Raw genomic sequence first — 13,127 nt, forward strand, 5'->3', positions numbered from 1 at the left:
GCAGTATACCTGTAAGGTTCTTCTTGATAATGATTTTATACATAAAAGGTGCTTATATACATGGGTCAGCTAATGAACTGACACGTCCGAACATATAAGCGCCTCCTGAAAAGAGGCGCTTTTTTTATGGTGAATGGTAGAGATAAACGGTCCCGTAGCTCGAATGATCAGAGCACCGGCCTTCGAAACCGGAAATATAAGGTGAAGCCTTTCCGGTATTACAGGTAAATATGTTGTCATGGCAGATTCGCTTTTACCGGTACATATTTTAAAAAAATTGACAAGCGAAGTGAATTGACTTTTCACCATTCACTGCAACAGGTCTATTGAGGTAATGGTAACCTTCCCGACTGTCTCTCGGGTACCGCGGGTTCGATTCCCGCATAGACCGCAAAGGTTCATCAATGTCTGCTCCGGCTGTCTCCCGGAAATGATTGTATGGTGAACCTGCACAACTGGAAAGATAACGGTGGTTGTTTACCCGCCTTGGACGCGGGAGGTCATAGGTTCGAATCCTATTTTCCAGACCAATAGTTTCAGAAGAGAGCAAAGGAAAAGTCCGTCAGCGCAGACGATCTTTAGCCAAAAAACACAATACCTATAGACGGGCTTTTTCTCAACTCAAAAATGGACAGCAGTAATAATGGACAAAGTGACCGTAAGATCAGTTTTTAGAGATGATAAAGCCTGTCGAAGCGCAGAAGTTCTTATATCAAACACAATAAGACAGGCTTTGTTTTTAATAAAACACGATCATCATAATGACGGAAAGTCACTAATGAGTTATAATCTATTACTCATTGCTCATTACCTATTACTCATACAAATGATGGTTCGCCGAAGCGAGAGAGTCGGGGCGGTCTGCAAAACCGTTGCGTAAGCTGAGTGGGTTCAAAATGTGGAACATTCGTGAATTCAATAAAAAAATGCGATAATCATGAACAATCCCATAACCATCTCAAACAGCTAAAATGAGATTGTTCCGGAAAAAAAAGGCCTGTCGGGCGCAGGAGTTCTTATATCAAACAAAAATTAAGACAGGCTTTATTTTTCCATAGGTTATGGGAAAATCAGAGGGTTATTACCCATTACTGATTACCCATAAAAAAAGGAAGCACGCCGGAGCCGGAGGGCCGGGGCGGTCTGTAAAACCGTTGCGTCTTTGCTGAGCAGGTTCAAATCCTGTTGTTTCCACAAACCGCTGATAATGTAATGGCAGCATGCAGGAACTATACTCTTGTTGTTCAGGTTCGATTCCTGGTCAGATGGTCATAAAAGTAATAAGCAATGAGTAAGAAGTAATGCTGCTTGCCCGTAAATAGTAGATTTTAATATTACCTATTACTCATTACTCATTACTCATTAAATATATAATACAAGCTTACAGTATAACACTAACAGTTAAATAAATAGGTAGAAAAATGGAAACGCAACAAGAAACCTGGCAGAACATGACCGGAAAGATTTTCCGCAGTCCTATCACACAGCTGGTAGAAGAAGCCATCATCCGTGAACAGGCTCAGGGGTACCGTCTGAAAGTATGTGTGGGATCAGATTCCCATGTTTACGGAGATGCTATTAATTATGCAACGGCCGTAGTCCTGATTCGTGAGGGAAAAGGAGCGTTTACCTTTATCAGGAAAGAAAGAGAGATCCAGCGGATCAGCATCAAAGAACGGATGCTGAATGAAGTTAACAAATCTGTCGCAATTGCCTATGCAATCTGTGCCGTTCTGGATGCTTACGGAGTAGAAATGGAGGTACACGCGGACATCAATACCGACCCGGATTTTAAATCCAATGCAGCCTTAAAAGATGCTATGGGATATATTCTGGGGATGGGGTACGTATTCAAAGCAAAACCTTTTGCCTTCGCGAGTTCCAATTGCGCTGATTTGATGGTGTAATTTAAAACATCAGATTAAGATACTGAATATTGATCTAATTGATATCCAACATTACAACTGATTAAAATATTAAATAAAATAAGGGTAATCCATGAAAATAACAAAAAGATTCATATTTCTGGATGATATACGAGATCCTGTTGACGTATACCCATATACTAAAGAGGGTATTTTCCTGAGGAATGACTGGTGTATTGTACGGAACTATGAGCAGTTTACCGGCAGTATCCTTGAGAAAGGACTTCCCGCAATGATTTCATTCGACCATGACCTGGCTGATGAGCATTATATAAAGCCTGATAGTCAGGAGTATATTGAAAAGACAGGATATGATTGCGCCAAATGGCTGGTAGAATATTGCATGGATCATATTTTAGATCTTCCCGAATTTTACTGCCATTCCATGAATCCTGTTGGAAAGGACAATATAGAACGTCTCTTGAATAATTTTAAAAACAGGTGATCAATAAGGTTCCGGTAATACATTTGCCGGAACTTCTTGTGAAGCGCTAACCAAATAACAATTTTTCGATAGTAGTCCGCTAATCTCAGTCAAAGCTTGGTGATAAGCAAATAGAATGCATGCCGATGGTTTTATCTTTGCAGGGCTTTAGCAGCAGAATCAACTAACCATGCACTTTCTGCCTCATTCATTTGTCAGGCAGATCCAGGCCGGTGCGTAGGTGCTGTAAAAATAAAAACAAAAGAAGATGAACCATATAATCGTTATCGATCTGGAAGCTACCTGCTGGGAATATGACAGGATTCCTGCGGGGCAGAAGACTGATATCATAGAAATAGGAATCTGCGAACTGAATAAATCAACAAAAGCAATTTCTAGGAAACAAAGCATCTATGTCATTCCCGAAAGATCCAAAATCAGTACTTTCTGTACCGGGCTCACCGGAATTACCCCGAAGCTGATTAAAGAGAAAGGAATCCGTTTTGAAGAAGCCTGTGAAAAAATAAGGGATGAGTACCATCCTGAAATGCTTACCTGGGCAGGCTTTGGCGCTTTCGACCGGGAACAGATGATGCAGCAGTGCGATTATCTGGGCATTGAAAACCCTTTTTCAGGAAACTACCTCAATATCATGCACCTGTTCAGAAATTATAACGGGCTGTATAAGATGATGGGACTGAAAAGAGCCCTGAAAGCTCTGAACATGAGTTTTGAAGGCCATCACCACAGCGGAGCGGATGATGCCTATAATGCGGCCAGGATTTTACGTGAGATCCTGCAGTAACAATGAAACATATAAAAAAAGTGAACACAACAGACCATATATTGATCATAGACCTTGAAGCGACGTGCTGGAATGACCGCACTCCGAAAGGTCAGCAAAGTGAAATTATAGAAATCGGAGTTTGCCTGATGGATGCCAGAACCGGTAAAGTCTTACAGAGCGAAGGCATCCTGGTGAAACCCCGGTTTTCAACAGTAAGCCCGTTCTGTACCGAACTGACTTCCATCACGCAGCAGATGCTGGATGATGAAGGAATAATGCTGGGAGATGCTTTTGATATCCTTCGTGCAGAATACAATTCCGAGCACCTTACCTGGGCAAGTTATGGAAATTACGATCTGAATATGCTTAAGGACCAGTCAGCTAAGTTCCGGGTGGATTATCCCCTGAGTGACGACCACATGAATGTAAAAACTTTATTCGCCCAATTGCATCCTACGGTTCGCAAAAGTGTAGGAATGGCCAGAGCGCTGGGAGAATTGAATTTCAGATTGGAAGGCATACATCACAGAGGTATGGATGATGCCAGGAATATTGCAAAGATTCTGTACTGGTGTCTGCAGCAGAAATAAAATGTACATTATGATTGTTTTAAGAAATGAGGATACAAACTCACAGAAAAGGCTGTTGCAATAACAGCCTTTTAATTGTATTAAACGGTATCTGCCGTTTATTTGATATCATCTTCAAAATTTTTCCTCCATTTCGAGAGGGTGGTCCTGCTGATCTTATATTTCCTGGACATATAACTGGTAGAAAAGCCGTGTTTCTGTTGGTATTTCAGAAGTTTGATCATGGTTTTCCTGTCGTAGGTTTTCAGTTTCTGGTTGCTCTTCTGCATCTCCTTAGACTGCTGGAAAACTTTCTCGTTAAAGTTCAGAACGTCTTCAGAAGTGTTCAGATTCCGCAGCTGCCGCTGTATTTTGGGATCGTTGAGCTTTTCAGGATCATACTCTTTCAGCATATCCGTGAAAATTTTTACATAATTGGGACGCATTACATTGTGTTTTTAAACGTTAGTATCGGTATTTTTTTGCAGCCAGCGGTGCAGCGTGCTTTTTGGAATAGAATACTCCCTGATGATCTCTGTCTGATTCATCTCTCCCGACTGGATGCGTTTGAGGATGAAATTTTTGATCTCCTGGGTGTAAATATTTTTTCTGAAGTATGGGATCTTGTCAGACTTCTTGGCATCTTTCTTTACGGCAGAAGGCGGGGCGTACAGGATGAGGTGGGAGCTGTATAACCTGAAGAAATCGTATTCCAGCAGCTTGCTCCATCTAAGGAGCAGGTCTGTATCTATTGATTTGCTTTCATATACGTTTTCAATAAACTCTTCGTCTTTCTTGAGGAAATTACATACTCTTTCCATTGTTATTTCCTGCTCTGCAACTCTTTCTTTAATGAATTGCCCTATATGTATTTCTTTATATAACATTATATGATGATAATTGTTTGTTAATTGTATCAATATTCTGGACGGTTAAAACCAATCGTTCTATGCAAGATTTATGTGCTGACCCTCTGGTTTATCACGTAAATCTATTTTATTTATGCTGATGTTTTTTATAGGCTGATTTTGTCATGAAAATGTATTGAGTTATGTAATGGTTACATTTTCTCATCTGTGAATCAGGAATAATATGCGTGCTTCTCAGTATAATATTGCATTCCGGTTTCATGATTTATTAGTTTCATTGTCCAGCTTATGTAAGTCTCAAAATTAAAAAAATAAAAATTAAACCCAAATAGTGTATGATAAAATATTGTAAAAAAGATTTTTTAATTAAAAATTGAAACATTGGATCGTTCTCTACCCGGTCAGTAAATGCAGAGACGGGATGAAAATCATTCTGTATACCTTACCTTTGCATCCAATGAAAACCGATTTTGCATTATTCGATTTTTCCAGGAAAATCAACTACAAAATGAAATTTTATCAGGTCTTACAGTGGCAATGACGATGATCCCTGAATCTTTGTCCTTTGCCATCCTTGCAGGGCTATCCCCTCTAACCGGACTCTATGCTGCGTTTATTATGGGGTTGGTGACCGCTGTTTTGGGTGGGCGACCCGGAATGGTTTCAGGTGGCGCGGGAGCAACGATTGTAGTCCTCATTGCCCTGATACAGTCCCATGGAATACAGTATCTGCTGGCTACTGTAATCCTTGCAGGGCTGCTTCAGATGATGGTGGGTGTTTTCAGGCTCGGCAAATTTGTAAGACTGATCCCGCAACCGGTTATGTATGGTTTTCTGAATGGTCTGGCGGTTATTATTTTCATGGCTCAGGTAGAACAGTTCAAAATTACCGGCAGTAACGGTTCTGTGCACTGGCTGCATGGGATGTCATTCTACATTATGGCGGGATTAACCGTGCTTACCATTGCCATTGTCTATTTTTTCCCGAAGATGACAAAAGCCGTTCCGGCATCTCTGGTTGCCATCCTGATTGTTTTTGGTGTGGTTACCGTTACAGGCATCAACACCAAAACCGTAGCTGATATAGCTTCGGTAAGCGGAAGTCTTCCTTCCTTTCATATTCCTCAGATCCCGGTTTCATGGGATACGCTTACCATTATTTTTCCTTATGCAATGATTATGGCCGGAGTAGGACTTATAGAGTCTCTGCTTACGCTTTCTATGGTAGACGAAATTACCGGTACCAAAGGGAATGCAGACCGGGAATCTGTTGCTCAGGGAGTGGCCAATATCACCAATGGCTTTTTCGGCGGAATGGGAGGCTGTGCCATGGTAGCCCAGACGCTTGTCAACCTTAATGCAGGATCAAGAAGCAGGCTATCAGGGATTATTGCGGCCCTCACCATTCTTATTATTATCCTTGTGGGTGCCCCTTTTATAGAAATGATTCCTATGGCTGCTTTAGTAGGGGTTATGATGATGGTTGCCGTAAGCACTTTTCAGTGGGTATCTGTGCGCATCGTAAATAAAATGCCTAAATCTGATATTTTCGTTGGCGTAACCGTTGCCCTGATCACGGTTCTGCTGCATAACCTTGCCCTGGCGGTCCTGATAGGTGTCATTATTTCCGCGCTGGTTTTTGCGTGGGATAATGCTAAAAGGATCCGTGCGAGAAAATATACAGATGACCATGGCGTCAGACATTACGAAATATATGGTCCGCTCTTTTTCGGATCTGTTACTGCATTTACAGAAAAATTCGATCCGGAGAATGATCCTGAAGAAGTCGTTATTGATTTTAAAGACAGCAGGGTTGCGGATATGAGCGCGATTGATGCTCTGGATAAAATTTCAAAGCGTTACCGGGAGCATCATAAAACGGTACGCCTAAAGCACCTGAGCGAGGACTGTATCAGGATGCTGAAAAATGCTGAAGCGGTAATAGAAGTGAATATTCAGGAAGATCCGACTTACAAGGTCATGCCGGAACGTTAGCCGACTAATAAGGTTTATTATTACATGTAAAAGCTATTACTCACACTAAGTATCTGTCTATAAAGAAACGGCTGGCCTGATGGCCAGCTGTTCTGATTAATTATAGTAGCAAAGAAAGTTATTTTTTGATGAATTTAATCGGCTGAGCGCCATCTATTTCCATAATGTAGTTCCCTTTTTGAAGTTCTGAAACCTGGATATTCTTTTTTTCGGAAAGAGTTCCTGATAATACTTTCCTTCCGTTCATGTCAGTAATGGTATAGCTTTTTGAGCCTTTGGAAGGTATAGTAACACTGATAAAGTCACCGGCCGGATTCGGTGCGATACTTCCAGTTGAAGTTTTCACTTCTTTAGTGGATAAAACTCCAGTGTAGAGCTGGCTGATTTCTGAAGCACTTAACGCCCTGTTCCATATCCCCACATCATCAATGCTGGCGGCAATGTACCCTCCGCTGATCGCCCTGCCGATATAGAATGGCATTGCAGCCTGGGTAGCATTGGTGTAGGTGTTGGTTGTAGTCCCTACCGAAACACCGTTTTTATAAAGCTGCATATTCTGGTTGTTGTATACTGCTACATAATGTTCCCATTGTGTAGTGGAATAAGCAGGTCCATTCACCCATGTCCAGGATTGTCCCTGTTTGTTGGTTCCGTAAATTGATTTTGTAGTGTCACACTGAAAAAGCCAGATAAAATTCCCGCTTGTGTTGGACCCGCTCATAAGGGCGACCCCTTCAGTATTTCCGGACTTTTTCATCCAGAAAGAAATAGAATGGGCTCCGGATAACGAAAAGGTATAGGAGAGTGCATTGGTATTCAGGTAACTCGTGGTACCGTTAAATGCATAGGCTGAATTGGCATTTCCGTTACGGTCGGCAGTAAGGGTTGCGCTATTTACCGTAAGGGTATTGCCGTTAGAGCTGGAATCGTTAGCATTGCCATTAAATCCCCACCATGCAACCAGACCTGAAGCCGGAACATAATTAGGAGTTTGTGCCGTAGCACATAACGAAATAGCTAAGCAAGCAAGAAAAGAGATTTTTTTCATAGAAGTTTATTTATACGTTTATAATTATTGCAATTTTACAATAAATTGTTAAATTAAGCTAATATTTGATATTAAAATTAATTTAATGGTATTTTTATTGAATAATGTTTAGTTTAAATTATTTTGTTTTGAATATTTAATAATGTTTATTTCTTTGGTTGAATCATTAATCCTTTTAAAAAAATTCACATATTTGCTCGTATTGCATGAAAATGATCATAGTCCATACAATCATTCTTATATAAGACCATTGTCAATGATTACTCTTAAAATGTTATAAAAATCCGGCGCTTAATTCTAAAAATTTTATCTTTGAAGAGAATTGAGAAATCTTTAAAGAATGCCTTACAGAAAGACATAGGCTTTCAGCACGGGTTATCTTTAGGCAAGAAGCTAAGGTTACTTAACTCTTTTTAAATTAGTGAGAAAAAATTAAATGGCAATATTTGTACTTCTGTATAAATATTGCTTTTATCATATCATATGCACATATAAAGTGGACAAACATCAAAGTATTTTAGAGCTGCATCCTGGCTTGGTCTGGGGATTTGCAGTGACTGTGATTATTATGCTGCTCCTGGACCTGGGAGTGTTCAATAAAAAAAGCCATGAAGTTTCTTCAAAGGAAGCTACCATATGGTCTGTGGTGTGGATCTCACTGTCAATGGTGTTTTCAGGTGTTGTGTATTGGGTGTATAATTCAGATTTAGGTCCAGGCAGCCATGCCCTGGCTGTTGAGAAATTTACCCAGTATCAGGCTGCTTATTGGATTGAAAAGGCGCTTTCCGTTGATAATCTCTTTGTATTTATTCTCGTATTCGGATTTTTTAAGGTCCCGCGATACCTGCATCATAAAGTACTGTTCTGGGGCATCATCGGGGCACTGATTTTCAGAGCCATCTTCATTTTTGCCGGAGTCGGGCTGATCAAGATAACGTATTTGCCGGAAATGAATATTTTTGGTCATCCCGTTAAAATTAATGCAGTAATGACGTTATTCGGGATATTTCTCGTGTACGCAGGTATAAAGTCCTGGGGCGGGGGAAAAGATAACGAGGATGAAGATTACAGCAATACGCCGGGAGCCAGGTTAATTAAAAGATTCTGGAAAGTATCTGATAGGTATGTAGGTGATAAATTCTTTACGGTTCAGAATGGTGTGAAAATGGCCACTCCGTTACTGGTCGTGGTAGCAGTCATTGAATTTACGGATGTATTGTTCGCCGTGGATTCCATTCCGGCTATTTTTGCAATTTCCAATGATCCGTTTATCCTGTATACGTCAAACATATTTGCCATTCTGGGACTGAGGTCCTTATATTTCCTGCTGGCTAACTTTATCCATATGTTCAGCAAGTTGCCTTATGGGTTGGCTGTTATTCTTACCTTCATCGGAATCAAGATGCTCATGGCACCATGGGTTCATATTCCGTCTCCCGTTTCATTGGGAATTGTAGGTGGTGTCCTGGTGATATCAGTGCTCCTGTCCATTATATTTCCTGATAAAGAAAATACCGAAAAGTCACATTAAAAAATAATTCTGTATCATATAGCAGCCTCTAAAAAAAATTCAGAGGCTTTTTATTATTAAATAGAATAATGGTAAAAAAAATAGACAGACAGGTTTGTCTGTTCTGTTATTTTAGTTATCTTTGTAGATAAGAAATGATAATGAAATCTCCAAGGGAAAGAATTCTCGATACCACATTCGTTTTGTTTGCCGGACAAGGCTATAACTCTACAGGAATCAACCAGATCATTGCTGAGGCAGGCGTAGCTAAAGCCAGTTTTTACCAGCACTTTAAGTCTAAGGAAAACTTATGCATCGAATTCCTGAAGGTAAGGCATCAGTATTGGTTCAGTGAAATGCAGAATTTTTCAAGTCAGTCCCATGATGCCGTTTCGAAGGTGCTCAATGCTTTTGATTTCTTAGTCTATGTGAATGAAAAGGAAAATTTCAGGGGCTGCAGTTTTCTTAATATCCTTTCGGAGATCCCTACAGATCATACCAGGATCCTGAGTGTGATCCAATCCCATAAATCTGACCTCAGAAAATATTTTTCAAACCTTTTGAAGGATGGTATCCTTTCAGATCACGTCTATCTGCTTTTTGAGAGCAGCATTACCGAAAGCCAGGTATTCAGATCGAATGAGCTCATTGAAAAATCAAAAAATATAGTTACTCATTTAATATCTTAATTCATGGAACAGAAACATCCGCTTCCGCCGTTTACCACAGAAACGGCAAAAGAAAAAATCCAGATGGCAGAAGATGCCTGGAACAGCTGCGATCCTGTGAAGGTTTCAAAAGCATATACTGAAAGCAGTGAATGGAGAAACAGGGATACGTTTATTACCGGAAGAGAAGAAATCATACTTTTCCTGAAGAAAAAATGGGAGAAGGAACATCATTATAAACTCAGGAAAGAATATTGGGCACATACGGAAAACCGGATTGCCGTCCGTTTCGAATACGAGTATCAGGCCGCAGACGGAAATTGGTTCAGAGCCTACGGAAACGAAAACTGGGAATTTGATGAAAACGGACTGATGGCCAAACGATATGCAAGCATCAATGATGTAGCGATCACAGAAGAGGAACGGAAATTCAAATAGACAAAGATCTTGCTCAACAGATTTCAATGCTTTTTCGCCATTGGAATGTTTAAATATTCTCCTGCCTGAGTCGGAATTTATACCCCATGCAGGAGTTTGTTGATTTTCCTTCTGGTCTGTACAGAAACCTGGTAGGCCTCTTCACGAAGCCTCTGTATTCTTCCTACGGGCTGGAAGACATTTTTGCTTTCAAACGGGTTGAATGAAAGCAGTTCATTACTGCACTCCCGAGGGTCAAGCAGTGAACCCTGATCTATCGTAACTACCCCTATTTTTATAAAGGGTGAATTTTTCCATTCTACGTTCAGCCTGTTGACCGGCTGGTTTTTAAGATCATAGCAAAGCTGGATATAGACATCAGCAGAAAAAGTATGGTCTGTTAAATAAGCCTCAACCGAAAGCCTCTGCTTCATTGATTTCCCGAAATGTTTTTCTACAGACTTCGGAACCAGTTTTATTTTGGCCATATGGTCACCCAACCGGTATGCTCCTACGGAATGATAACTGAAAGAAAGCATAAAATGATTTTTCTTCATCATCAGCTGGACTGCATTTTTGAGAAACGGTATGGTAAAAAAACACGGCATCACCTTTAAAAACTGGGCCGCTGCTGCAAACAGGTTCAGTTTTTTTATGAAAGACCGGTTGACGTAGGTGAACAGTTTCAGAAAAGTGCTGACAGAATTAATGGGGAATAACGGGAAGTTAACCAATGGATAATTGGCGATGGTGCTTCCGTGGTCATTCATAATTTTCACGGCAAAGCCATACGCAGGAATATCTTTCCCCTTTTTCATTATTTTAGGATGGGCATTGGAAAGCCTTACTCGGATATCATATGCCTTCTTATCAAAAAAGGGCTGCAGGAATTCCGGGACAGAGTCTGAGATCTGGAAACGTCCCTTAGCTACAGCATAGGTTTTAGCATGGGCGTTCCGGGTAGCATAATTAACATCGCTTACAGATGAAGACTGCTCTACAAAATCTGCAATACTTTTTTTGTTGATTTCAAGAAGTACCTTTTCCCTCTCTGTCAGTTCATCAAATTTCCTGTTATATCTTAACGGCTCTGGCATCAGTTTTTAAGTCCAATAATAACGCCAAGTTCCGAATAGGATGTTAAGCCAGTATTAAGTATTTTTGAAATTATTTCGCGCCCCTGTGAAAATGGGATAATAATCAAAAGGATTGTCTGTCAACGCAGATATCAATCTGAAGTTATAGTGATTTAAAACAAAACAGGTCATCATCTTACGGCAATAAAAAGTATCTTTGCAAAAACAACAGCAATGGGAGTATCCGATATATTACAGAAGCGCAAAAAAGAACAGGCTGAAAAAAACCTCAAAGACGGAAATGAATACAGGGAAGAATATGGTAAAAGGGAATCTGTGGTTACTTTGCCGAGCGGGCTGCAGTATGAAATCATTACGGAAGGAGACGGCGCCAAGCCGGGTCCGAAATCTACTGTAAAATGCCATTACCATGGGACAACTATTTCCGGGAAAATCTTCGATAGCTCTGTAAAAAGAGGCCAGCCGGCATCGTTTCCTCTGAACAGGGTGATCGCCGGATGGACGGAAGCCCTTCAGCTGATGGCTGTAGGAAGCAAATGGAGACTTATTATTCCGCCGCACCTTGCCTACGGAGATCAGCAGATCAGCAAGGAAATAGGGCCGAACAGCACCCTGGTTTTCGAAGTGGAACTCCTCGATATTAAATAAGGCTTACTTAAATATACCTTAAAAATTTACCCTGCTAAGGGTAAATTTTTTTATTTGTATTATATTCGTTATGCATAATGCAGAGATTGAAGAAGGACCGGCAGTAAGAAGATGAAGCCTTTATTCTGCTATGGCTGAGGAATCAGTGGCATAATTATAAAAATACATCTATGAAAAAACTGTTGTACATTTTATTTGTTTTCAGCGTATTGACCTCCTGTGTGTCTAAAAAAAACCAGGCCATTAAACAGAATATCCTTACGTTGAAAGACAGCTACTGCAAAGCTCCTTTCCAATATAACTATTCCGAAAGACTGCCTTCCTATAACTCAGATTCCATCCTGCTGGCTAACAAAGAACTCAAAGGGATGTTTTCAGATCAGAGTATATTGATCCTTAATGCTTTGGATAATCTTGATGAAGTCTATAAGATCATTAAACTTAAAAAAGATTCTTCGTTGGCTTCACAGGTACAGATCCTTCAGCTTAAAAGCAGGATCAACAGTAAGATAACGATTTCCCTGACAGAGCTTGATGCCGTAGCCGCAGAATTTGATTGTGAGGGAGAACGGGTAGCACAGATCGGGAATTATGTGGATAACCTGAACCAGTCCAGAAACAATAAGATGATCTTATATTCCATAGTTGCCGGAGCTGCGACTTCTATTGCCGGAGGAATTGTGAAAGACGGAGGATGGAGCAATGCCATTGATATCGGTGGTGGGGTACTGGGAGCCGGGTTCGGGCTTGCCACCCTGAACCCTAAAGGAAAAAAGGTAGAATTCATCCATCAGAGGAACCTGCTGAGGGATATATGGAAGGAAAAGCTGGAGTCACCCAATTTTCCTCCTTTTATCTGGTACATGTATACAGAGAAAAAATTCTCCAATAAAGAAAAACATTCCATCATCAGCAGCATGAAAGAAAGATGGCTTCATTACCAGTTTGATGATGATCAGGAAAAAGCAGACCAGTCCGTTATATTTAAGGATGGAGGCTATTACCGGTCGGATGATCTCCATAACCGTGCAGCCATGCTTAATCAGATGCAATCCGCTACCAGAACCATCAACCAGAATATAAACTACCTTTTATTGGACCTGGACAAACTGATTTTATAACTGTATTAAAGAAATTCACAATCAGATCTTTACCGGCCGAAAAATACAA

13 protein-coding genes, 3 tRNA genes and 1 pseudogene are annotated in these 13,127 nt (G+C 40.5%); 13 read left to right on the top strand and 4 right to left on the bottom strand.

Annotated features, from left to right (window positions below; translation table 11 throughout):
* Window positions 1-320: 320 nt before the first annotated feature.
* From CGB83_RS20215 to CGB83_RS16200, 7 genes are all read left to right on the top strand, one after another.
* Window positions 321-391 (top strand) — tRNA-Asp (locus CGB83_RS20215).
* 64 nt (window positions 392-455) lie between these two features.
* Window positions 456-530: transfer RNA gene (locus CGB83_RS16175), tRNA-Pro, on the top strand.
* Between the two features lie 580 nt (window positions 531-1,110).
* Window positions 1,111-1,194, top strand: a tRNA-Tyr gene (locus tag CGB83_RS20220).
* A gap of 227 nt (window positions 1,195-1,421) precedes the next feature.
* Complete coding sequence (locus tag CGB83_RS16185; protein ID WP_100076740.1) at window positions 1,422-1,907, top strand: ribonuclease H-like YkuK family protein; 486 nt, start codon at window positions 1,422-1,424, stop codon at window positions 1,905-1,907.
* Window positions 1,908-1,998: 91 nt separating this feature from the next.
* Entirely contained in the window at window positions 1,999-2,370 is a 372-nt protein-coding gene (locus CGB83_RS16190) for a cyclic-phosphate processing receiver domain-containing protein (RefSeq protein WP_100076741.1), read from the top strand.
* Between the two features lie 247 nt (window positions 2,371-2,617).
* Entirely contained in the window at window positions 2,618-3,154 is a 537-nt protein-coding gene (locus tag CGB83_RS16195) for a 3'-5' exonuclease (RefSeq protein ID WP_100076742.1), read from the top strand.
* A gap of 2 nt (window positions 3,155-3,156) precedes the next feature.
* On the top strand, window positions 3,157-3,726 hold the full coding sequence (locus tag CGB83_RS16200) for a 3'-5' exonuclease (protein ID WP_100076743.1): 570 nt from the start codon (window positions 3,157-3,159) through the stop codon (window positions 3,724-3,726).
* 98 nt (window positions 3,727-3,824) lie between these two features.
* On the opposite strand, the gene CGB83_RS16205 is transcribed toward CGB83_RS16200, so the two are convergent.
* Together CGB83_RS16205 and CGB83_RS16210 are read right to left on the bottom strand one after the other, a co-directional pair.
* On the bottom strand, window positions 3,825-4,151 hold the full coding sequence (locus tag CGB83_RS16205) for a hypothetical protein (RefSeq protein WP_100076744.1): 327 nt from the start codon (window positions 4,149-4,151) through the stop codon (window positions 3,825-3,827).
* Between the two features lie 12 nt (window positions 4,152-4,163).
* Window positions 4,164-4,592 carry a transposase gene (locus CGB83_RS16210; RefSeq protein ID WP_100076745.1) on the bottom strand — a complete coding sequence of 143 codons (429 nt, stop codon included), beginning with the start codon at window positions 4,590-4,592 and terminating at the stop codon, window positions 4,164-4,166.
* Window positions 4,593-5,031: 439 nt separating this feature from the next.
* Here CGB83_RS16210 and CGB83_RS16215 point away from each other — a divergent pair.
* Window positions 5,032-6,569, top strand: a pseudogene (locus CGB83_RS16215) (SulP family inorganic anion transporter).
* A 118-nt stretch (window positions 6,570-6,687) separates the two neighbouring features.
* On the opposite strand, the gene CGB83_RS16220 reads toward CGB83_RS16215, so the two are convergent.
* Window positions 6,688-7,617 carry a LamG-like jellyroll fold domain-containing protein gene (locus CGB83_RS16220; protein WP_100076747.1) on the bottom strand — a complete coding sequence of 310 codons (930 nt, stop codon included), beginning with the start codon at window positions 7,615-7,617 and terminating at the stop codon, window positions 6,688-6,690.
* Window positions 7,618-8,113: 496 nt separating this feature from the next.
* Here CGB83_RS16220 and CGB83_RS16225 point away from each other — a divergent pair, with 496 nt between their 5' ends.
* From CGB83_RS16225 to CGB83_RS16235, 3 genes are all read left to right on the top strand, one after another.
* Window positions 8,114-9,148, top strand: coding sequence for a TerC family protein (locus CGB83_RS16225; RefSeq protein WP_100077626.1), 1,035 nt, complete (start codon window positions 8,114-8,116; stop codon window positions 9,146-9,148).
* Between the two features lie 140 nt (window positions 9,149-9,288).
* Window positions 9,289-9,816 carry a TetR/AcrR family transcriptional regulator gene (locus CGB83_RS16230; RefSeq protein WP_100076748.1) on the top strand — a complete coding sequence of 176 codons (528 nt, stop codon included), beginning with the start codon at window positions 9,289-9,291 and terminating at the stop codon, window positions 9,814-9,816.
* A gap of 3 nt (window positions 9,817-9,819) precedes the next feature.
* Window positions 9,820-10,233, top strand: coding sequence for a nuclear transport factor 2 family protein (locus CGB83_RS16235; protein WP_100076749.1), 414 nt, complete (start codon window positions 9,820-9,822; stop codon window positions 10,231-10,233).
* A 77-nt stretch (window positions 10,234-10,310) separates the two neighbouring features.
* Here CGB83_RS16235 and CGB83_RS16240 read toward each other — a convergent pair whose 3' ends face one another.
* Window positions 10,311-11,309 carry a catalase family protein gene (locus CGB83_RS16240; protein ID WP_100076750.1) on the bottom strand — a complete coding sequence of 333 codons (999 nt, stop codon included), beginning with the start codon at window positions 11,307-11,309 and terminating at the stop codon, window positions 10,311-10,313.
* Window positions 11,310-11,522: 213 nt separating this feature from the next.
* Here CGB83_RS16240 and CGB83_RS16245 point away from each other — a divergent pair, with 213 nt between their 5' ends.
* Both CGB83_RS16245 and CGB83_RS16250 read left to right on the top strand, forming a co-directional pair.
* Complete coding sequence (locus CGB83_RS16245; RefSeq protein ID WP_100076751.1) at window positions 11,523-11,957, top strand: FKBP-type peptidyl-prolyl cis-trans isomerase; 435 nt, start codon at window positions 11,523-11,525, stop codon at window positions 11,955-11,957.
* A gap of 170 nt (window positions 11,958-12,127) precedes the next feature.
* A complete protein-coding gene (locus CGB83_RS16250; protein WP_100076752.1) occupies window positions 12,128-13,078 on the top strand; it encodes a hypothetical protein in 951 nt (316 codons plus the stop codon).
* The last annotated feature ends 49 nt before the right edge of the window (window positions 13,079-13,127 follow it).

Source organism: Chryseobacterium camelliae (assembly GCF_002770595.1).
Classification (GTDB): Bacteria; Bacteroidota; Bacteroidia; order Flavobacteriales; family Weeksellaceae; genus Chryseobacterium; species Chryseobacterium camelliae.